This is a genomic window from Psychrobacter sp. SWN149, assembly GCF_015864565.1.
GTDB lineage: Bacteria > Pseudomonadota > Gammaproteobacteria > Pseudomonadales > Moraxellaceae > Psychrobacter.
This window is the reverse complement of sequence record NZ_JADYWX010000002.1, coordinates 587,054-607,436: the sequence shown is the minus strand read 5'-3', so window position 1 is coordinate 607,436 and position 20,383 is coordinate 587,054. Positions and strand designations below refer to the sequence as shown.

The 20,383-nt window shown below is 43.4% G+C and carries 15 protein-coding genes; 7 read left to right on the top strand and 8 right to left on the bottom strand.

Going from position 1 to position 20,383, the window contains the following annotated elements:
• Window positions 1-360: 360 nt before the first annotated feature.
• The gene (locus tag I6E86_RS05230; protein WP_227680537.1) at window positions 361-1,794 is read left to right on the top strand and encodes an L-serine ammonia-lyase; all 1,434 of its coding nucleotides are present in this window, start codon (window positions 361-363) and stop codon (window positions 1,792-1,794) included.
• 137 nt (window positions 1,795-1,931) lie between these two features.
• Here the strand turns inward: I6E86_RS05230 and I6E86_RS05225 are convergent, their stop codons facing one another.
• From I6E86_RS05225 to xthA, 3 genes are all read right to left on the bottom strand, one after another.
• On the bottom strand, window positions 1,932-2,330 hold the full coding sequence (locus I6E86_RS05225; RefSeq protein WP_194363190.1) for a DUF4377 domain-containing protein: 399 nt from the start codon (window positions 2,328-2,330) through the stop codon (window positions 1,932-1,934).
• A gap of 337 nt (window positions 2,331-2,667) precedes the next feature.
• Window positions 2,668-3,891, bottom strand: a complete 1,224-nt coding sequence (gene argJ, locus I6E86_RS05220; protein WP_197175839.1) for a bifunctional glutamate N-acetyltransferase/amino-acid acetyltransferase ArgJ — start codon at window positions 3,889-3,891, stop codon at window positions 2,668-2,670.
• A 98-nt stretch (window positions 3,892-3,989) separates the two neighbouring features.
• Entirely contained in the window at window positions 3,990-4,814 is an 825-nt protein-coding gene (xthA, locus tag I6E86_RS05215) for an exodeoxyribonuclease III (protein WP_197175836.1), read from the bottom strand.
• A gap of 231 nt (window positions 4,815-5,045) precedes the next feature.
• On the opposite strand from xthA, the gene I6E86_RS05210 reads away from it, so the two are divergent.
• From I6E86_RS05210 to I6E86_RS05190, 5 genes are all read left to right on the top strand, one after another.
• The gene (locus tag I6E86_RS05210; RefSeq protein WP_197175834.1) at window positions 5,046-5,630 is read left to right on the top strand and encodes a hotdog domain-containing protein; all 585 of its coding nucleotides are present in this window, start codon (window positions 5,046-5,048) and stop codon (window positions 5,628-5,630) included.
• A gap of 5 nt (window positions 5,631-5,635) precedes the next feature.
• Window positions 5,636-6,514: an ATP-binding cassette domain-containing protein gene (locus I6E86_RS05205; RefSeq protein ID WP_197175832.1), complete on the top strand. Its 879-nt coding sequence runs from the start codon at window positions 5,636-5,638 to the stop codon at window positions 6,512-6,514.
• Between the two features lie 88 nt (window positions 6,515-6,602).
• Window positions 6,603-7,397 (top strand): ABC transporter permease, encoded by a 795-nt coding sequence (locus I6E86_RS05200; protein ID WP_197175829.1) that lies wholly within the window; start codon window positions 6,603-6,605, stop codon window positions 7,395-7,397.
• 451 nt (window positions 7,398-7,848) lie between these two features.
• A complete protein-coding gene (locus I6E86_RS05195; protein ID WP_194363184.1) occupies window positions 7,849-9,546 on the top strand; it encodes an AMP-binding protein in 1,698 nt (565 codons plus the stop codon).
• A 706-nt stretch (window positions 9,547-10,252) separates the two neighbouring features.
• Window positions 10,253-11,953 carry an AMP-binding protein gene (locus tag I6E86_RS05190; RefSeq protein ID WP_197175828.1) on the top strand — a complete coding sequence of 567 codons (1,701 nt, stop codon included), beginning with the start codon at window positions 10,253-10,255 and terminating at the stop codon, window positions 11,951-11,953.
• A 245-nt stretch (window positions 11,954-12,198) separates the two neighbouring features.
• Here the strand turns inward: I6E86_RS05190 and I6E86_RS05185 are convergent, their stop codons facing one another.
• The 5 genes from I6E86_RS05185 to sohB all read right to left on the bottom strand — a co-directional run bounded on the left by I6E86_RS05185 (window position 12,199) and on the right by sohB (window position 18,192).
• Window positions 12,199-13,068: an SDR family oxidoreductase gene (locus I6E86_RS05185; RefSeq protein WP_197175827.1), complete on the bottom strand. Its 870-nt coding sequence runs from the start codon at window positions 13,066-13,068 to the stop codon at window positions 12,199-12,201.
• A gap of 171 nt (window positions 13,069-13,239) precedes the next feature.
• On the bottom strand, window positions 13,240-13,995 hold the full coding sequence (locus tag I6E86_RS05180; RefSeq protein ID WP_197175825.1) for a histidine phosphatase family protein: 756 nt from the start codon (window positions 13,993-13,995) through the stop codon (window positions 13,240-13,242).
• Window positions 13,996-14,042: 47 nt separating this feature from the next.
• Entirely contained in the window at window positions 14,043-15,350 is a 1,308-nt protein-coding gene (locus I6E86_RS05175; protein WP_197175823.1) for a phosphotransferase family protein, read from the bottom strand.
• 352 nt (window positions 15,351-15,702) lie between these two features.
• The gene (locus tag I6E86_RS05170; RefSeq protein ID WP_227680550.1) at window positions 15,703-16,953 is read right to left on the bottom strand and encodes an acyl-CoA dehydrogenase family protein; all 1,251 of its coding nucleotides are present in this window, start codon (window positions 16,951-16,953) and stop codon (window positions 15,703-15,705) included.
• 258 nt (window positions 16,954-17,211) lie between these two features.
• Entirely contained in the window at window positions 17,212-18,192 is a 981-nt protein-coding gene (sohB, locus tag I6E86_RS05165; RefSeq protein ID WP_197175813.1) for a protease SohB, read from the bottom strand.
• 357 nt (window positions 18,193-18,549) lie between these two features.
• On the opposite strand from sohB, the gene aspS reads away from it, so the two are divergent.
• Window positions 18,550-20,376, top strand: a complete 1,827-nt coding sequence (gene aspS, locus I6E86_RS05160) for an aspartate--tRNA ligase (protein ID WP_197175811.1) — start codon at window positions 18,550-18,552, stop codon at window positions 20,374-20,376.
• The last annotated feature ends 7 nt before the right edge of the window (window positions 20,377-20,383 follow it).

Below are 20,383 nucleotides of genomic sequence, written 5' to 3'. Positions count from 1 at the left end.
TTATGTTGTAATATGACAAACCAAAAGTATTATTTGGTATGATGGTCAATTCTGGCTAATGGCACAAGAACAATGTGTGCGACCCAAAGTACTTTGGTCATTTACAAGCTGGCCTACTTAATAGCGATATTGACTTACAGGATGTTACATAGTCGTTGACTCCGAGCATGATAGCGGAGTTTCAAAATAAATAAAAGTTATTATTCAGTCACCACTTGTACTCTTTTATAGTAATCCTTTCATAGATAGCACCTCACACGCACCGAACTACGGTGCCTGTAAGCTATGGCTGTCTATTATATTTTCAATAAAAGCGCTCCATGCAATTGCTAGGGCTCTTAAACTTTTCGGTAACTCATTATGATTAGTGTTTTTGATTTATTTAAAATTGGCATTGGCCCATCAAGCTCACATACAGTAGGTCCGATGGTGGCCTCTAATCTGTTCTTAGCCTCATTAACTAAGCAAATGGCATTGACAGGCGTTGCTAATATCGAAATTGAGCTTTATGGTTCTTTGGCTGCGACCGGAAAAGGCCACGCAACAGATACGGCCATCTTATTGGGATTACTGGGTCATACGCCTAGCACCATTGACACACGCATGACCAGTAGCTATCTGTCTCCTATTTTTTCTGACAAAGTATTAAATGTATCAGGCACCCATACGATTGCGTTTGATACAGAACAAGATATCTATTGGTACGATGACACTGTATTGCCCTACCACCCTAATGCATTGACCCTTCGTGCCATCTCAACGGAAGGCGTGCGCTATCAGCAGACCTACTATTCGATTGGTGGTGGGTTCGTAATCAATGAAGAAGATGCCACTGACCCAAATGAGGATCATGCCAGCCCAACGATTGATCGTGTTCCTTATCCTTTCAATAACGCAGCAGAGCTGTTAGAGCAATGTCGTCAGCATGACTTAAGTATCAGCGAATTGGTACTGGCAAATGAGCTTTATTTTCATAGCGAAGAAGAGGTGTTTGCCTATTTAGACAATATTTGGGAAGTCATGCAAGACTGTGTCACACAAGGCTGTGAAAACGGCGGCATTTTGCCCGGTGGTTTAGATGTCAAACGCCGTGCAAAGGACTTGTACCTACAGTTGTGTGCTGAAAAAGATCAACCCATCACTAAGAATGACAAACTGGCTGCGATGGACTGGGTTGACTTATATGCACTTGCCGTCAATGAAGAAAATGCCAATGGCGGTAAAGTGGTCACAGCACCAACCAATGGCGCGGCAGGTATCATTCCAGCAGTACTGCATTACTATCGTGACTTTTTGCCAAACTATAGCCAAGACGGTGTCCGCAAGTTTTTGTTGAATGCCACCGCTATCGGTAGCCTCATCAAGCAAAATGCCTCGATCTCTGGTGCTGAAGTAGGCTGTCAGGGTGAAGTAGGATCTGCCTGTGCCATGGCAGGATCTGCCCTAGCAGAACTTATGAATGGCTCACCCGCTAAATGTTTAAATGCAGCAGAAATCGGTATTGAGCACAATCTAGGTCTCACTTGCGACCCTATTGGTGGTCTAGTCCAAGTGCCTTGTATCGAGCGTAATGCCATGGGCGCGGTCAAAGCGATCAATGGGGCACGTCTGGCCTGTAGAGGTAATGGTCAGCACTTTGTTTCTTTGGATAAAGCCATAGAAACCATGAAGCAAACAGGTGCTGACATGTCTGATAAATACAAAGAGACGGCACGTGGTGGCCTTGCTGTTTACGCTGATAATAGAATCCCTACCGCTACTCGCGGCGTCAGTGTTAACTATAGCCAATGTTAATCTGACCTATCGACTACATGATTAGCAATAATATGTCGTCATGGAAATAGATACTGTAGAAACAAAAAAAGACCTCTAAGAAATTAGAGGTCTTTTTTTATGATGAATGTAACGAAGTCAGCTCGCATTTATTGATGTTACTCAGCTGTTTTGGATACCACTTTGTTAAGAATCCAAACCGGCTTAACCACGTTAGACCCTTCTGCTGTCATTGCTTCTTGACGTACATCTAAGACATAACGGTAGTTCGGCTCATAGGTAAAGCCCTGAATGTTACCATTTAGCGTGGTATAGTTTTTCTGATAAGTCTGACGATATTGCAAGCACTGCGATTCAACCATCGTACCATCTGTTGCTGTCAAGTCACACACGGCTTTACGCGGAGCAACTTCTACCTCAAAACTTGGAATATTGATTACTTTTACATTCATGGTCTGTCCTTCGACTACCATGGTACGCTCATTGTCCATACCCATAGTAGAACAACCAGAAAGAGCAAAAGTCGTCATCAATGCTGCAAGTGCTAATTTTTTCATTATATAATCCTCAGATAGTTGTTATTAGTTTTCTATTGCTGGCTTATTGTTGCTTATACTAAATTATTATTTCGAACACCTTAATTTGCCCTAGTAAAACCCAATAAGGCTATTTGCCGTTTACTGAGCTTAGTATAGGTCGCTCGTCGTCTTACCCTCTATGACTGCTTTGTAAAGTAACGTCAGCTTTTGCAACTGATGTTAATGTATCGTATGAAATCACAAGGTAAATTGATACTGGCCAAGCCAAGTCTTAGATTATAGACAATAAAAAGCCAGAGTAGACTCTACTCTGGCTTCATGGTTAAGCTATCTAAAGATGATTTAAAACTATTGCCTAACTGCGATAATCAGCATTTATCTTCACATAATCATATGACAAATCGCAGGTATAAACCGTGTCATGGGCATCACCGCGTGCAAGACTGATATGAATGGTAATCTCAGACTGGCTCATAACCGCTTTGCCAGCTTCCTCTGTATAGCTGGCGGCGACACCGCCGTTCTGGCAAATCATAACGTCATCTAGATAAACATCAACTTGCTCGGTGTCTAGGTCATCAATACCCGCATAGCCAACTGCTGCTAGAATGCGCCCCCAGTTTGCATCACTGGCAAAAAATGCTGTCTTTACCAGTGGTGAATGTGCGACGGCATAAGCCACATCACAGCATTCCTGAGTGGTTTGACCACCCGTCACTTTAACGGTCATAAACTTGGTCGCACCCTCGCCATCACGTACAATCAATTGTGCCAGACGTATAAACACCTCACTCAACGCGTCGAACACTGCTTGATAATGCGGATGCGCTGGACCATCAATCATATCCGAGCTGGCAGCGCCAGTGGCTATCAATACACAGCAGTCATTGGTTGAGGTATCGCCATCGACCGTGATGCGATTAAAAGACTGCTCATTGATGGCGCTGAGCATCTCTTGTAATACGTCAGCAGCGATATTGGCATCTGTTGCCACGTAGCCGAGCATGGTGGCCATATTCGGACGTATCATTCCTGAGCCTTTTGACATGCCCGTAATATGATAATGAGTTCCTGCTACTTCGATTTTTTGGCTGGCAAGTTTCGGAATAGTGTCCGTCGTCCGGATACCGTTGGCCGCAGCCAGCCAACTATCAGCAGCTAAATTAGACAATGCGGCATCCAGACCTGCGATGACCGCGTCGCTATTTAATGGCTCGCCAATCACCCCGGTTGAGAATGGCAGTACAGTGGCGACATCTACACCTGCTTTGTCTGCCAATGCAGCACAGATATCGATAGCACGGCGCTTGCCATCAGCGCCCGTGCCTGCATTGGCATTACCCGTATTGGTCACCAAATAGCGCGGACTGACTTTAGTAAAGTGCTCTCGCAATACCCGTACAGGCGCCGCACAAAACGTATTCTTAGTCGTAACAACCGCCGTCGTTGCCTGCTCATTGATTTCTATCACGACCAAATCGTCACGATTTTTATAGCGTACGCCCGCGGCAGTTGCACTGAGCTTAATGCCATCAATGGGATAAATAGTATCAGGTACTGCTACATTGCCAACTGCCATAATAAAGTCCTTATTTGTGATATTTATCGTTACTTATAGATAGAAGTGAATAGAAGCTAAATTTACCGAGTATCAAGGTAATACTTATTATCTGAGTATTACACTTTTTTTAAGTCGAATGCTGACCAAATCGGAGCATGGTCAGACGGTTTTTCCATCGCACGTAATTCGTAGCTGATACCAGCATCGACACAAGCATCAACCAAATCTGGTGTGCATAAGATATGATCGATACGCATTCCGCGCTTAGGTTCATCGTTAAAGCCGCGACTGCGATAATCAAACCAGCTATAAAGCTCCGTACTCTCCGGATAATGCAAACGATAAGTATCAGTTAGCTCGCGTGACATCAGATCGCTATACCATTCACGTTCTTCTGGCAAAAACGAGGTTTTTCTATTTTTTAACCAACGTTTTGCATTGACTTCACCAATACCGATATCGATATCTTCTGGGGCAATATTCATGTCACCCATGACAATGATCGAACGACCCTCAGCTTTTAATGTATCAATATAAGCCATCAAATCTGCATAATACGCCCGTTTCATTGGAAATTTGGTCGGGTGATCTTGGCTCTCTCCTTGCGGAAAATAACCATTAAGCACATCTACCTCGCGCCCATCAAATTCATAGCGTGCATGAATAAAACGCTTTTGCGCATCTACCTCTTCACCAGGAAAGCCCTTTTGTACAAATATAGGGGCAACTTTAGACAGTAATGCCACGCCATAATGTCCCTTTTGTCCAAAGTATTCTACGTGATACCCTATTCCTTCTACATCCCCTAGCGGGAACTGATCGTCATGTACTTTGGTCTCTTGTAGACCCATGACGTCAGGATCAATCACCTCCCGAACGGCCTCAAGCTGGTGCTGACGAGCACGAATACCATTGATATTAAAACTGACAAAACGGGTCATAAACTATCCTATACTAATTGATAAAATGCAGTGCTGATACGAGCGAATGAGTCGCAAGCACCTATGATAGCAGACATAGGCTGAGCTAGCTGTTGCGCCGTCTTATATCTTCGGCTAGAGTAACGCTTGTGACAACGATAATAAACGCTATTCTTATAAATTCGCTGATTCACATCCTTATCATGAGGGCATACCCTCAACCTTACTTATTAAAAAATACTGAGTATGACTATGACAACAACGATGCGAAAAAACACCAATAAAGTTAGCAACGATGAAGTTGCCCCATTATTTGCCAAAGATTACAACGTCTATATTAACCATACTGATGCTGGTGGCATAGTCTACCATGCCAATCATTTGGTTTTTTTTGAAAACTGCCGCCGTGATTGGTTCACTGAACTTGGCTTAAACGGCTATTTTTTGCAGACCGATGCAGGCGATGTGCAGCATTTTGTGGTCAGTCAGGCAGATTTGCGCTATACCAACGCCATTCTCTTAGATGAGATCATCAGTGTACGTGTCGATAAAGTAGAGCTAAAGCCTGCCAGCATGGTATTTTATCAAAGCATTCGTCGCACAGCACCTAATAATGGGATAGTAAATACAGCTGTCAATAGTCAGATTTTGAGCAGCGCCAAGATTGTCATTGCTTGTGTACAAAATCAAGTCAAACCAAAGCCTATGGCAAATGATGAAAACGACAAATCTGATACTGTATCTACTGATGCACCGATGCGCCCTATACGTGTACCCAAAAAACTGCGCGAGGCTATTGAACAAGCTATGAGCCAGCAACTGATTGAGCATCAATAGACGCTATGAACACTAATAGCGACAGTCCTATCATTGAGTTTAACCATCTTTGGTTTTACAGTAGACCGACCACCAGCCCTGCTAAGGATACAGATACTAATATCGCTCAAATACAGGATAGCACTCAAAAAAAAGGTAATGCTCTCAGCACACGCTATCAGAAATGGACAAGTAAACGAGAGAAAGATACTGCATCTAGCGAGGCGCTGCCAGCTAACCCGCCAGCATTAATCATCGATGTGAGTGGTATGCTATTTTCAGGGCAAGTGACCGTCTTGACCGGTGCCTCTGGCAGTGGCAAGTCTGTACTACTACGACTGCTGGCTGGATTGCTTCCTATAAGTGCTGGTGACGTCCGTTTACGTAGCAAGGCTGAATTACTTAACCCTGCCAAACCAAACAGTGATGTATATTACAGTATTCACGAAACAAGCTATATAGAGTGGCGTCAGCAAGTTGCGTTACTCTCGCAGCATCCACAACTGATAGAAGGCTCTGTCCTTGACAACCTAAAAATGCCTTATGATCTGCAAGCACATGAGTCTCAGACCTTTGATATTGATTGGCACATTGCTCAGCTTGTACATTTGGGTAAAAGCGCAGCGTTTTTGCAGCAAAATGCCAACTATCTATCTGGTGGCGAGCGGCAGCTGGTCAATACGTTGCGCTTACTACAACTCAACCCTCGAGTACTATTGCTGGATGAACCGACCGCTGCCTTAGATGTCGATACATCCGCGCAGTTGGTCAGCCTGCTTATTCGTTGGTTACAAGCCGATAGGCAGCGTACATTGCTATGGGTCACTCACGATACCAAGGACATCATGCCATTGGCGGATAGACACTGGCATATGCAAGCAGGCGTATTAACCAACGTGTTCTAAATCGACTGTTAAACTATGATATAAATCTTAAGATACAATATTCTGATTGTACGCCAACCTTCCCTTTACACCCTTATAATGAGTACATATGAGCGGGACAAATGATATGCAAGTGTTTTTAACGTATGGTGATATCGCACTTGCTGGGAGCCTAATCCTCATCGTCCTTGTCGTATCATGGCAATTGCGTTTAAGGCTGACAAAGACACTATTAACGGCTGCTATCAGAACCATCGTACAACTGAGTTTTGTTGGCCTGATATTGGCATGGGTGTTCGCACGCGAGCAATGGTACGAAGTACTGATCATTCTGACCATCATGACCTTGATTGCCTCAAGTGCTGCAAAAAACCGTGTCAAACGCAGTTATAAAGGTTTATTGGCAGACACACTACTGGCCGTTAGTACCTCAGCCATATTGGTCACTGCGATAGCCATCTTAGCTATTTTGAGAGTCACTCCTTGGTACACGCCTCAATTTATTATCCCTATCTTAGGGCTAATACTGGGCAATTCTTTAACCGCCATTTCTTTGACTAGCAACCAATTGGTTGAGTCTTTTCATCAGCAGCAATCTCGTATCGAGATGATGCTTAGCCTATCTGCCAAGCCATTTGAGGCCGTACATGAGCAAATACGGGCAGCGATTATTAATGGGATGACCCCGACCTTAAACTCTATGTTAGTCGTAGGTATTGTGAGCTTACCCGGTATGATGACAGGGCAAATACTGGCAGGTGCAGATCCTACCCAAGCCGTTCGTTATCAGATCATAACGATGTTTTTGATATGTGTGAGTAGCACACTTGGCTGCACCATCAGCGCTTTACTTATTTACCGACGATTTTTCAATAAAAACAGTCAGTTCATCCTACCTGAATGATCAAAATACTTACTGGCCCTCACCTCACTCAGCGATTACCTTTTCGGCTTCCCTTCCTTATATTCATTATTAAGAATATGATTTAATTCAGTTTATGTACTGAACAGTTTTGTAAATCCATATTGCTATCTGTTTTATTCATGCTAATGTATTGCTGAAATGTATCATTTTTTTGATACTCTAGTTGCTAACAATAGATGACCCTTATTGGGATATTTACTGTTTGTGTTATTTGTTTATACAATGATTTGGTTATTTATCTAAGACATTTCTTAGTACTGGCTGATTGGTATTGTACCGCACTAACAAGCGCTAGCAGTCTGTCAATATACAAGGACGTTATTGCACCCAGTAACCTATAAATTCTATCAATACTGGTTGGTAATATTGACATATGTATGGCTGATTTTTTATAAACCTTAACCCATATTACATTGCAAGGACGCTCACTATGTCGCCGAACAAACCTTGGCTCTCCCAATATCCTACAAGTGTGCCAAAAACCATCGACCCTGATAGATATATCAGCATCATGGAACTTTACGAAGAATGCTTCGATCGTTTCCGTGGACACCCGATGAGTATTTGTATGGGCGTGACTCATACTTATGGCGACATTGATAAGGCCTCACTGGCAGTTGCATCATGGTTACAAGCGCAAGGGCTTCCTAAAGGTAGCGTCGTGGCGCTTATGATGCCAAACGTCCCGCAATATCTGCCAACTATGATTGGGATTTTGCGGGCGGGCTACGTGTGCACCCCTGTTAACCCATTGTATACAGGTCGTGAGCTGCGTCATCAATTAAATGACTCTGGTGCACAAGCTATTTTTGTGGTGGATAACTTTGCCCAAGCCTTAGAGCAAGTAATCGACGAGACGGCCATCAAACGCGTTATCCTATCAAAGATGGGCGATATGATGGGCTTGAAGGGTATCTTGGTCAATACTATCATTCGCCAAGTCAAACGTTTGGTGCCTAAGTACAATCTTAACGATCCCAAATACCATGTCACTAAATTTCCTGAAGTATTGAAAAAAGGCAAAAACCTACCTTTCCAAAAGCCAAAACTGTTACTGGATCAAAAAGCATTTTTACAATATACCGGTGGTACAACCGGCCTCTCTAAAGGTGCTATTTTGTCACAACGCAATATCGTAGCAGCAGCCATGCAATCAGAAGCATGGACACGGCCTATCACCTCAGAGATCAATGAAGTATATATCAATATGGTCATGGCGCTACCGCTGTATCATATTTTTGCTTTTATGCTAAGCCTACTGGGCATGCGCTCAGGCTATACCTTTATATTGGTACCCAATCCGCGCGATATGCCCGGATTTGTCAAAACGTTATCAAAACAGCCTTTCCATATATTTCCTGCCGTCAATACCCTATTCAAAGGACTGCTTGATACACCAAGCTTCACACAGCTGGACTTCAGCTCTCTGCGTATCTCCCAAGCTGGTGGTATGGCAGCGACTGAGCAGACAGCTGCACGCTGGCTTGAGGTAACTGGCTGTCCTATGGTCGAGGGTTGGGGTATGACCGAAGGCGTGGCGGCAGGCACCGCCAACATCGTGACGGATCACAAATTCAATGGCACCATCGGTTTACCACTGCCTAGTGTCGATATGATTGTGATTGATGATGAAGGCCGGCGGGTTGACACTAATGAAGCGGGCGAGATGTGTATTAAAGGCCCTAACGTAACCTCTGGATACCTGAACAGAGACAGTAGTGACGACTTTACTAGTGATGGCTATTTCCGTACTGGTGATATTGTCAGTATGGATGAAAAAGGCTATTTCACCTTGCTTGATCGCAAAAAAGACATGATTTTAGTCTCAGGTTTCAATGTATTCCCGAATGAGATTGAATCTGTCATGCTTGACTGCCCAGGCATTATTGACTGTGCGGTGATTGGTATTCCGGATGATCGCCAAGGTGAAGCTGTCAAGATATACATAGTGCCTGAAGACAATAACGTTACCAAAGAAGTGGTGACAGAATTTGCTCTAGACAATCTCACTGGCTATAAGTGTCCACGTCATATTGAATTTGTCAGTGAATTGCCAAAAAGTAATGTCGGTAAAGTATTGCGTCAAAAGTTGCGTGAAAAGCATGATGCAGATCGTCCACAGCGATAGACGGTTATTAGTCTTTTGACAAAAGAAACGCTATTTTCTATTAATGCCTATGTTTATAGAACTTGAGTAACATCAAATTTAAATAATGACTTACTCTTATTAAAAGGCATCTTATATTAGTTATAGGATGCTTTTAATACTGATCGAATATAAACGGGTGCTGAATTATCTAATGAACGACTTTATCTTTTTTATCAACCATTTGTCTTGTTTATCTTGCAACATATATTTTTATACATATCAAATCTAATTGTAAACTAAGCAGTTCTTTTATGAGAATAACGAGAACGGTTGTCTTTATGTTAATGTAACGTCAAAATATTTCACTATAGTTTCTGCCAGTTAATTTGTTTGATTTTAAGACAAGTGAACTGACGGAGTATAGCTAGAGACAATATTTTCGATATGGGATCAATAATTAGCTTCTTAATCCAATTAAGGGGTTAGATTAAAACTTATAAGGATCTCTTTATTTCAGCAGTATGTGAACAAAATGGGATAGCACTCGACATTTTATTATGTTGTTAGTAATAAAAAGTTGACATGGATGTGACTACTTTTTTATCGAGCCTTAACTTATATCACTCAAAAATGAGGATAGTGGAAAAAACGCGTGTAAATGTTCTGCATTGTAGATTATACGAGTTTGACATCTCTATTCATATTTTTGGGTTTGATATTATATCAATACTTAAGGACGTCACTCATGACAATAGATAAGCCTTGGCTTGCCCAATATCCAGCAAATGTACCTAAAACGATTAACCCTGATCAGTATGAAAGCCTCATAGAGCTTTATGAAGAATGCTTTAATCGTTTTCGTATGCATCCGATGACTATTTGTATGGGTGTGACTCATACTTATGGTGATGTCGATAATGCGTCTCTTGCGGTAGCAGCATGGTTACAAGCGCAAGGCCTTCCTAAAGGCAGTGTCGTGGCACTTATGATGCCAAACGTCCCGCAATATCTACCAATCATGATTGGCATCTTGCGTGCAGGCTATGTTTGCACCCCTATCAATCCACTATATACAGGCCGTGAGCTGCGTCATCAATTGAATGATTCAGGTGCTCAGGTGATTTTTGTGGTGGATAACTTCGCTCAAGCGCTCGAGCAAGTGATTGAAGAGACAAACATCAAGCGTATTGTCCTATCGAAAATGGGCGACATGATGGGCTTGAAAGGTATTTTGGTCAACACGGTTATCCGTCAAGTCAAACGTCTGGTGCCCAAATACAATCTGAATGACCCTAAATACAATGTGACCAAGTTCCCTGAAGTGCTCAAAAAAGGTAAAAACTTACCGATACAAGCACCTAAGACCACATTGCAACAAAAGGCTATCTTGCAATATACCGGTGGTACGACTGGTCTATCCAAAGGCGCCGTTTTGACGCAGCGCAATGTCGTCGCTGCAGCCATGCAGTCAGAAGCTTGGTACCGTCCTGTTACCTCAGATATCAATGAAGTTTACATCAATATGGTCATGGCGTTACCGCTGTATCATATTTTTGCTTTTATGCTGAGCCTACTTGGTATGCGCTCAGGTTATACCTTTATATTGATACCCAATCCACGTGATATGCCTGGGTTTATTAAGACGTTGTCAAAGCAGCCCTTTCATATATTCCCTGCGGTCAACACCCTATTTAAAGGCTTGCTCGATCAGCCAAACTTTAAAAATCTGGACTTTAGCGCACTACGTATCACTCAGGCTGGCGGTATGGCGGCCACCGAACAGACCGCTGCCAAATGGCTTGAGATCACTGGCTGCCCGATGGTTGAAGGCTGGGGTATGACAGAAGGGGTTGCCGGCGGCACGGCCAATGTTATTACTGAGCGTAAGTTCAACGGGACTATTGGTGTACCAGTACCTAGTGTCGATATCATCGTAATAGATGACAACGGCCAGCGTGTTGGTATGAATCAAGCGGGTGAGATGTGTATCAAAGGACCCAATGTCATGTCAGGCTACTTTAATTCAGATATCACCAATGACTTTACTAGTGATGGATACTTCCGTACTGGTGATATTGTTAGCATGGATGAAAAAGGCTATTTTACCTTGCTTGATCGCAAAAAAGACATGATTTTGGTATCAGGTTTTAACGTGTTCCCGAATGAGATTGAATCTGTTATGCTCGATTGCAACGGTATCATTGAGTGTGCGGTCATTGGCATCCCTGATGAAAACCAAGGTGAAGCCGTTAAAATATATATCGTCCCTGCAGACAATAATGTGACCAAAGAGACTATCAAAGAGTTTGCTTTAGAGAATTTGACGGGCTACAAATGCCCACGTCACATTGAATTTGTGAGCGAGCTGCCAAAGAGTAATGTCGGTAAGGTGCTGCGTCAAAAACTGCGCGAGCAACATATATCAGACAACCCGAGGACGTTATAGCTTTAACGTTATGTTTTAAGATGTGCTATATCTAAAAAAGAAAAGGCCTTCTACATCACAATGTAGAAGGCCTTTTTCATATATAGTCAGTTCTCTATAAATTGAATATCGACAGCGTATCTGACTTTTAAAGTTCGGTATAGTTGAGTTCAAATAATTCCTATACAAGGAAGCCGAGTGCAAGCGATACATTAGTATGGTTAGCGAGGATGACGATATAGCGGATTTATATGGACTTGACTATATTAGCTTAAACGACTCATCACTGGTAATGGTAAATGTTTCATCGCTTGACCAACTACCGACCATGGCATACTTGGCACACAAGCCTCGTCTACCCCTGCTTCAATCGCCGCGACAATTGCTCTAGTTCCGGTATCCGTATCTACTTCAAATGGCAAAGGTTTGGCATTTTCATTGATTTCGGTACGAATATAGCCTGGATAGATAGTAGAAACCTTGATCGGCAGTTTAGTCAAGATCATGTCAGAACGAATGCCTTCTGCCAGATGAGCCAAGCCCGCTTTACTCGCGCCATAAGCGGTCAAATGCTTAGGCAAACCGCGCATTGCTGACATGCTAGAGATAACAACTAAATGACCGCTGTTCTGCGCTCGAAAAATATTCATGGCCGCTTCACATTGAGCCAATGCCGAGATGAAATTAATCTCAACTGTATGGCGGTTGGTATCAAAGCGCCCTTTACCAATGCGGCGACTGTCACCAACGCCAGCATTGACCACGACTCGATCAATACGTCCAAAGTCAGCAGCAAACGCATCAAATACCTTAAAAATCGTGTCATAGTCACTGACATCCAGTACACGGTACTCAACACGAATATTCGGATACTGGGCGGTTAGCTCTGATTTTAGCTGCTCCAAACGATCAGTACGGCGTGCACATATCGCAAGATTATAACCGAGCTCAGCAAAAATCTTAGCCATTCCCTCACCAAGACCCGAACTTGCGCCTGTGACTAGTACCGTTTTGCCTTTGCCTATTTGTTGCTTATGTAAGCCTTTTAGATAACGTGATGGCTGAATAGCACTGGCAATCTTATTTTTGCGCGCACGAGCGCTGCTTGTGACCAAACTTATTAGCTTATTTTTCATAGACAATCCTTGGTGTACCGATATTGAGCAGAATCAACTTTTTGACGCTCATATTTATAGAACATAAGCGTATGTAATGCCTACCCTGTGGCCCATAATTGTCATCAATTCTGACGATAACAATAATTATAGACCTTAGCGACTGGCATTATTAATATAGCATGCTCAAGATTACCGCCATGTCACAAAGCGTTTGCCTTCAGAAAACAAATGGCTGTATTCATTCAAGGATAATAAGCGGCTACTTTGGTCTTTTAGAGTAATAGATGTCACGCCAGTATTTACCAAGCTTTTATTTAACTGATAAGCGGTTTGACTGCCTTGTTTTAATAACTGTGCAGTAATCGCGGCGATGACACCGCCTGAAGTAAAGACCAGGACGGTACTGTCATGACCCAAACCCAAACTGGTTATTTTTGTACGTATTTGTTCAAGTGCTTGCTGAGTGCGGTTATGGAACTGTGGCCAGCTCTCAATATAATCCTGATCGTTGTCCCCTGCATGCCAACGCTGCATCGCTTGGTCAAATAGCTCTGCCAGACGAGTGGCTGGCATTTCTGACTTAGCCATATCAGTCGATATCTCAGCACGGTTGCCAGCAGCATTTGCAGACTTTACAAACACGTCTTTATGATTAAATTCATCAAACTGAGGTAATACATAACCAGCAGGCTCATCCAGATTGATTGCTGGTACAACAGAGTCGCCATTGGCCGTCATAGAAGGCTCATAGCGCTTCCAAAAATGGTGAGCAGAGTCCTGTTGCCTCACCAAGCTACCAGTAAATATTGCATCAATACGGCGCTGTGTGGTGGCATAATGCTGACCCAACATTTGCGCCTGAATCGTACCAAGCTCTGAGAGCTGATCGTAATTTTCTTGTCCAAAAGATGCTTGACCATGACGTGCTAAAAGTATGGTTGTCATAAAATAATGCCCTTTATCATATTTTCCAGCGTGTTTATTTTGGATGTTTACGCGTCAGGTGACTGAGAGGATTTGGCAAGATAACCTTTTGGTAAAATACCTTTAATCACTTTTTGTACAGGGCTTGGTAACTGTTCGATGGTAGCAGCGTCGATGCCCATGTCTTCTAAATGCGGCTGAACATGTGCACTGAATAGTGCTTCACCCTCGTACTGAGCAATAAGCTTGAGGCACTTGGCATGCATCACATGAATGGCAAGCCACGCATTTTTAAAAGCAGGGTTGGTGGTTTGTTTATGATAATAGCGATAGTAAATCTGCTGAATGATGCCTGATAACCGGAACAAGCCGAATACCTCATAGAAAGTCCAGTTGTCTATCTCTAAGCCTGATTGCTCAAGATAGTAAGCAACCACTTCATCGCGTGTCATCATGCCTTCTAAATGGGTTGGCTGTCGACGGAACTGCTGCATCACGATATTGTCATCTTCTTCAATCCAATAAGCCAATGCACTACCCAAATCCATCAATGGATCGCCAAGGGTCGCCATTTCCCAGTCGAGTACGCCGATGACTTTGGTGGGATCAGCCACATCGAGTATCACATTATCAAAACGCCAATCGTTATGAATAATACAGGTTTTGCTATCGGCAGGAGTATGTTTGTTAAGCCACTGTCTGACCAATGCAAAGCTTGGCACATTAGGTGTTTTTGCTTTGACATAGCGCTTATCCCAACCACTCACCTGACGAGCGCAATAGCCGTCACCGCGACCCAAATCAACCAAATCAGGGTGCTCGGTATAGTCTATTTGATGCAGCTCAACCAAAGCGTCTAAAACATTGGTACAAAGCAAACGAATTTGTTCAGGCTCTAAATCGACACCTTTTGGCAGATTAGCACGAGGAATAATCCCCTCCATGCGCTCCATTACATAGAAGTCCGCGCCAATGACTGATTCGTCCGTACATAGCGCGATCATCTCTGGCACATAAGGATAGGCTTCTTTTAAGGCTTTTTGGACCGTATGTTCACGTACCATATCATGAGCAGACTTGGCCTTGGTGCCTTTTGGTGGACGGCGTAATATCAGATCTTGACCTTTATCATCGCCTACGCCCTCGTACTGTAAGCGATACGTCCAGTTCGATGCACCACCTGAAAACTGCGTGACGGTAGGCTCACCTACCACATCAATGCCTTGGCTACGAAGCCATTCGCTAATGGCTTTGGCATCTAGCTCTTCGCCATCACGTACTTCGCCGCCTGTGTCTAGTACTTTATTATTCGTTGAGGTATCTTTACTGCCAGTATTATCGGCAGGATTATTATCAGCAGGGTTATCAATTGCCATGAGACAGTCCTTATCATGTGGTCATTTATTTTTATAATATGTGTTAGGGCGGGTCTTTAATTCACTCAATAGTCATCTAAAAGGGCTAAAAATAGCCAAACATCGTCAAATAGCTGATTAATATTCCGATATTATCTGCGCTACTTTTCTTGTTTGACGGCAATTTATCACCATTTTTAAAATGAAGACACACCCTAGTGATAAAACATCAGTAGTGATGAAAAATTCACCACTAAATGATTAGTAGTGAATTTTCAGTTACCACATTACCATCCTAATTTTGATGGCATTTTGGCGGCGAATAAGCAGCGAAATTGTAGTCACTCCGCCTAGCCCATTGTCCATATAAATATTAAGCTTTTTCAGACTTAGCAGAACGGCTAAAGCCTTGACGCTTCAATTCTAACTTGGCAATCATGGTTTTATGCACTTCATCAGGACCATCTGCCAAACGCAATACACGTGCTTGAGCATAGAAGTTTGGTAGTAATGTGTCTTGGCAGACGCCCATACCCCCATGAATCTGAATCGCCATATCCACCACTTCTTGTAGCACAGTTGGCGCGACTACTTTGATAGCAGAGATTTCAGTCAATGCTGCTTTGGTGCCGTGAGCATCCATCTTCTGTGCAGCATATAAGGTCATCAAACGTGCTTGATCAATCTTGATGCGTGCTTCAGCGATACGCTCAAAGTTACCACCCAATTGTAGTAATGGCTTACCAAAGGCAGTACGTGACATGCCTCGCTTGACCGCTAATTCAAGAGACTTTTCGGCAGCGCCAATACAACGCATGCAGTGATGAATACGACCTGGCCCTAAACGACCTTGTGCAATTTCAAAGCCTTTACCTGGTCCACCGATGAAGTGACTGACTGGCACACGCACGTTATCAAAGCTAATCTCACCATGTCCGTGCGGTGCATCATAATCACCAAACACTTTGAGCATACGTTTGATGTTCACACCCGCCGTTTTGACTGGTACAAGCACCATTGAATGTTGATGATGACGGTCTGCGCTCTCATCAGCGGTATATGCCATGACAATTAGAATATCAACCGCAGGATCGCCAAGACCAGATGACCACCATTTGCTACCGTTTATGACAATCTCATCACCATCGACTACAGCGGTTGCTTCCATATTGGTTGCATCACTTGATGCTACATCAGGCTCAGTCATACAAAATACAGAGCGCGTCTTACCTTCTAAGATTGGTGTAAGCCACTTGTCTTGCTGCTCTTGAGTGCCGTAACGCCACAACAGCTCCATATTGCCACTATCAGGTGCATTACAGTTAAATACATGAGGCGCAAGCAAACTGCGACCAGTCAATTCTGCGATAGGCGCGTAATCAGTGACCGAAAGCCCTGCCCCTAGCGTGTCATCAGGCAAGAATAAATTCCATAAACCTTCTTCACGTGCTTGCTTACGCAGGTTTTCGTAGGCTTCTGGCCACTCCCAGTTTTCCCAATTACCGTCAGGATTTTTCTTATGACACTCTTCCCAGAATTGCGCTTCGATTGGCTCAATGTACGTTTCAATGAACGCTTTGACTTTGGCATGCATGGCTTGACCATGTTCTGTTGCGGTAAACATTAAATTGTCGTTAGACATAAATGACTTCCTTTTCTTTATTGATTGTCTAAATCAAGTGTTAATAAAAAGCTCTACTAGAGCTTTAGTGCACGTACGTATACTGTTTTCCGTATGCTACATTTATAACACAGCAATTATCAATAAACAGCAAAAAGGCGCGACCAGCTAGGCCACGCCTTTTACAAAACTCAAACAATGTGTAGAAGACCATTTGAACTCTACGATATCATAGACTTACTATCACAATGATATCTAACATTATTTCAGAATATTTAAGCGACTATTTAAATCAAAACGCGCCAGTGCATCAGGCAGTTTATCAACCGCCATGCTCAATGTTGCTTCAGCTGCTTGCGCTAGTCCTAGCTTTTCAGCGAGTGTTGGTTTTTGACGTGAATGTAGTGCATACACTTCACTGTCTTCCATGCGCTCTAAAATATAGCTGTCTGATGTTTGCAAACTGTCAATCAAATTGAGTTTTAGCGCATCTTCGCCATACCAATGCTCTCCAGTGGCCACTTTTGCCACATCTAGTGTTGGGCGATAGTTATTGACAAAATGTTTGAATAGCTCGTGTGTCTGCTCCAGTTCTTCTTGATACTTGGCACGATCTGCTGCATCGTTCTCACCGAACACAGTGACTGTACGCTTGTAGTCGCCCGCAGTAAACATCTCATAATCGACATCATGATTTTTTAGCCATTTATGAAAGTTTGGCAACTGTGATACCACACCGATTGAGCCAATAATAGCGAATGGTGCTGCCACTATCTTATCTGCGACACAAGCCATCATATAGCCACCGCTCGCGGCAACTTTATCCACACAGACAGTCAGTTTTAGACCTGCATCTTTTAAGCGAACCAATTGTGCGGCGGCCAAACCATAACCATGTACCACACCACCGCCGGACTCAAGACGTACAATGACTTCATCACCCTTATTCGCGCTACTGATCAACGTACTAATTTCCTCACGCAAGTGCTTGACTGCGGTGGCTTTAATATCACCATCAAAATCAAGGACAAAGACTTGTGCTTTATCATCAGTATGTTTTTTCTTATTCTTGGTTTTCACTTTTAGCGCCTGTTTGGCTTTCTTAGCCATCGTTTTTCTAAACTGCTTAAGCGCCGCTTTACCTTGAGTGGCTTCCATTAAATCTTCACGGCGGTGCTCTTGATTTTTATTTAGATGGATAACTCGCAGTTCAACAGGGTTTTTGGTTGGATGAAATAGCATGATTACAAATCCTCAAGTCAGTAGATATATCAGTATGGCTGTTTTTATTAGCGTGCGGTTGATATAGGCACGACTCGCTCTATTTTCAAGCGAGACAGTTATCTTTTGCTCAATATAAAGAGGGATAGATACATACATCAGATACTTGTGTATGGCTTTACGTTGATTGGACTCAGCAGGTTGTATAAAAAGGGCAGATTAGGCATAATATGCCTTTATAATAAATTTTGTGTAGCCAACGTGATGACCCATTGTCATAATCGCGTTGTTTGTGTGTTTTTCACAATTATCTTGAAACACACAACTATGGCTGCATTATTGTATTTCGAATTGGGCTGATAACTGGATAATTATATTATGACGCATAGCGAATACCGAGACGAATATTGCGGAGCCGTAACTGAGAGCTTCATCGATCAAACCATTAGCATCGTAGGCTGGGTACATCGTCGTCGCGATCACGGTGGCGTGATTTTCTTAGACATGCGTGACCGCGCTGGTATATTACAGGTGGTGGTTGACCCTGATACGCCAGAAGCATTTGCGACTGCTGATGCAGTACGTCCTGAATATGTGCTAAAAATAACAGGCCGTGTACGTCGCCGTTATGAAGGTACTGAAAACAATAATATGACCAGTGGTCAGATTGAGCTGCTAGGCAAAGAGATTGAAGTGCTGGCGAAATCTGAAACGCCGCCTTTCCCATTAAATGACGAAAAAACGACGGTATCAGAAGATTTGCGTCTCAAGTATCGCTACCTAGACATGCGTCGTCCGCAAATGCAAGAGCGTATGGTATTCCGTGCCAAAGCCACGTCAACGATTCGTCGTTATTTGGATGACCATGGCTTCTTGGACGTTGAAACTCCTATCTTGACTCGTGCGACGCCAGAAGGTGCGCGTGACTATCTCGTACCATCACGTACCCGTCCAGGTAACTTCTTTGCATTACCGCAGTCACCACAGCTATTTAAACAGCTATTGATGGTCTCAGGTTTTGACCGTTATTATCAAATCGCTAAATGCTTCCGTGATGAAGATTTACGTGCTGATCGTCAGCCTGAATTTACTCAGGTGGATATTGAGACTTCTTTCTTAAACGAAGAAGAAATCATGAACATCAACGAAGGCCTTATCAAGCATTTGTTTAAGACCATGATGGATGTTGAGTTTGAACAGTTCCCTCGTATGACTTACGCAGAAGCCATGCGTGACTATGCATCAGACAAGCCTGACTTACGTATTCCACTAAAATTGGTCGACGTTGCAGATTTGATGAAAGATGTCGACTTCAAAGTGTTCGCAGGTCCTGCTAACGATCCTAAAGGTCGTGTGGCTGCCTTACGTATCCCTGGTGGCGCTTCATTAAGCCGTAAGCAAATCGATGCCTACACCAAGTTCGTTGGTATCTATGGTGCACGTGGTTTGGCTTATATCAAAGTCAATGATGCTAGCAGCATCAACAACGGTGTGGACAAAGAGTCTGGCCTACAGTCTCCAATCATCAAAAACATGACTGATGATGTACTGGTTAGCCTAATCGAGCGTACTGGTGCAGAAGATGGTGATATTATCTTCTTTGGTGCAGATAAAGCCAGTGTCGTGAACGATGCAATTGGTGCACTACGTCAAAAAATCGGTCTAGACCTTGAAATGACTACCTGCCAGTGGGCGCCACTTTGGGTCACTGACTTCCCAATGTTTGAGCAGACTGACGATGGTCGCTGGACCTCAATGCATCATCCGTTCACTAAGCCTAAAGGCTCAGTCGATGAGCTGAAAAACAACCCAGAAGCTGCCCTATCTATCGCTTATGACATGGTATTGAACGGTACAGAAGTTGGCGGTGGTAGCTTACGTATCAATACGTACGATATGCAGCAAGCGGTACTTGATGCGCTAGGTATCGGTGAGCAAGAAGCTGAAGACAAGTTTGGTTTCCTACTCGATGCATTGAAGTTCGGTGCGCCTCCGCATGGTGGCTTAGCATTTGGTTTGGATCGCCTGATTATGCTCATGGTAGGCGCAGACTCTATCCGTGATGTCATCGCCTTCCCAAAAACCAAAACTGCTGAATGTCCACTTACTCAAGCACCTGCTGAAGTCGATAGCAAGCAGCTACGTGATCTTGGTATCCGTGTGCGCGAAAAAGCACAAGCCGATGCCAACAAGCCTTCCCAATAAGCAGCTT

Bases quoted from the DNA above. Each gene is read 5' to 3' on its own strand.
- I6E86_RS05230 (WP_227680537.1), top strand. From the start codon at position 361: ATGATTAGTGTTTTTGATTTATTTAAAATTGGCATTGGCCCATCAAGC.
- I6E86_RS05225 (WP_194363190.1), bottom strand. From the start codon at position 2,330: ATGAAAAAATTAGCACTTGCAGCATTGATGACGACTTTTGCTCTTTCT.
- argJ (WP_197175839.1), bottom strand. From the start codon at position 3,891: ATGGCAGTTGGCAATGTAGCAGTACCTGATACTATTTATCCCATTGAT.
- xthA (WP_197175836.1), bottom strand. From the start codon at position 4,814: ATGACCCGTTTTGTCAGTTTTAATATCAATGGTATTCGTGCTCGTCAG.
- I6E86_RS05210 (WP_197175834.1), top strand. From the start codon at position 5,046: ATGACAACAACGATGCGAAAAAACACCAATAAAGTTAGCAACGATGAA.
- I6E86_RS05205 (WP_197175832.1), top strand. From the start codon at position 5,636: ATGAACACTAATAGCGACAGTCCTATCATTGAGTTTAACCATCTTTGG.
- I6E86_RS05200 (WP_197175829.1), top strand. From the start codon at position 6,603: ATGAGCGGGACAAATGATATGCAAGTGTTTTTAACGTATGGTGATATC.
- I6E86_RS05195 (WP_194363184.1), top strand. From the start codon at position 7,849: ATGTCGCCGAACAAACCTTGGCTCTCCCAATATCCTACAAGTGTGCCA.
- I6E86_RS05190 (WP_197175828.1), top strand. From the start codon at position 10,253: ATGACAATAGATAAGCCTTGGCTTGCCCAATATCCAGCAAATGTACCT.
- I6E86_RS05185 (WP_197175827.1), bottom strand. From the start codon at position 13,068: ATGAAAAATAAGCTAATAAGTTTGGTCACAAGCAGCGCTCGTGCGCGC.
- I6E86_RS05180 (WP_197175825.1), bottom strand. From the start codon at position 13,995: ATGACAACCATACTTTTAGCACGTCATGGTCAAGCATCTTTTGGACAA.
- I6E86_RS05175 (WP_197175823.1), bottom strand. From the start codon at position 15,350: ATGGCAATTGATAACCCTGCTGATAATAATCCTGCCGATAATACTGGC.
- I6E86_RS05170 (WP_227680550.1), bottom strand. From the start codon at position 16,953: ATGTTTACCGCAACAGAACATGGTCAAGCCATGCATGCCAAAGTCAAA.
- sohB (WP_197175813.1), bottom strand. From the start codon at position 18,192: ATGCTATTTCATCCAACCAAAAACCCTGTTGAACTGCGAGTTATCCAT.
- aspS (WP_197175811.1), top strand. From the start codon at position 18,550: ATGACGCATAGCGAATACCGAGACGAATATTGCGGAGCCGTAACTGAG.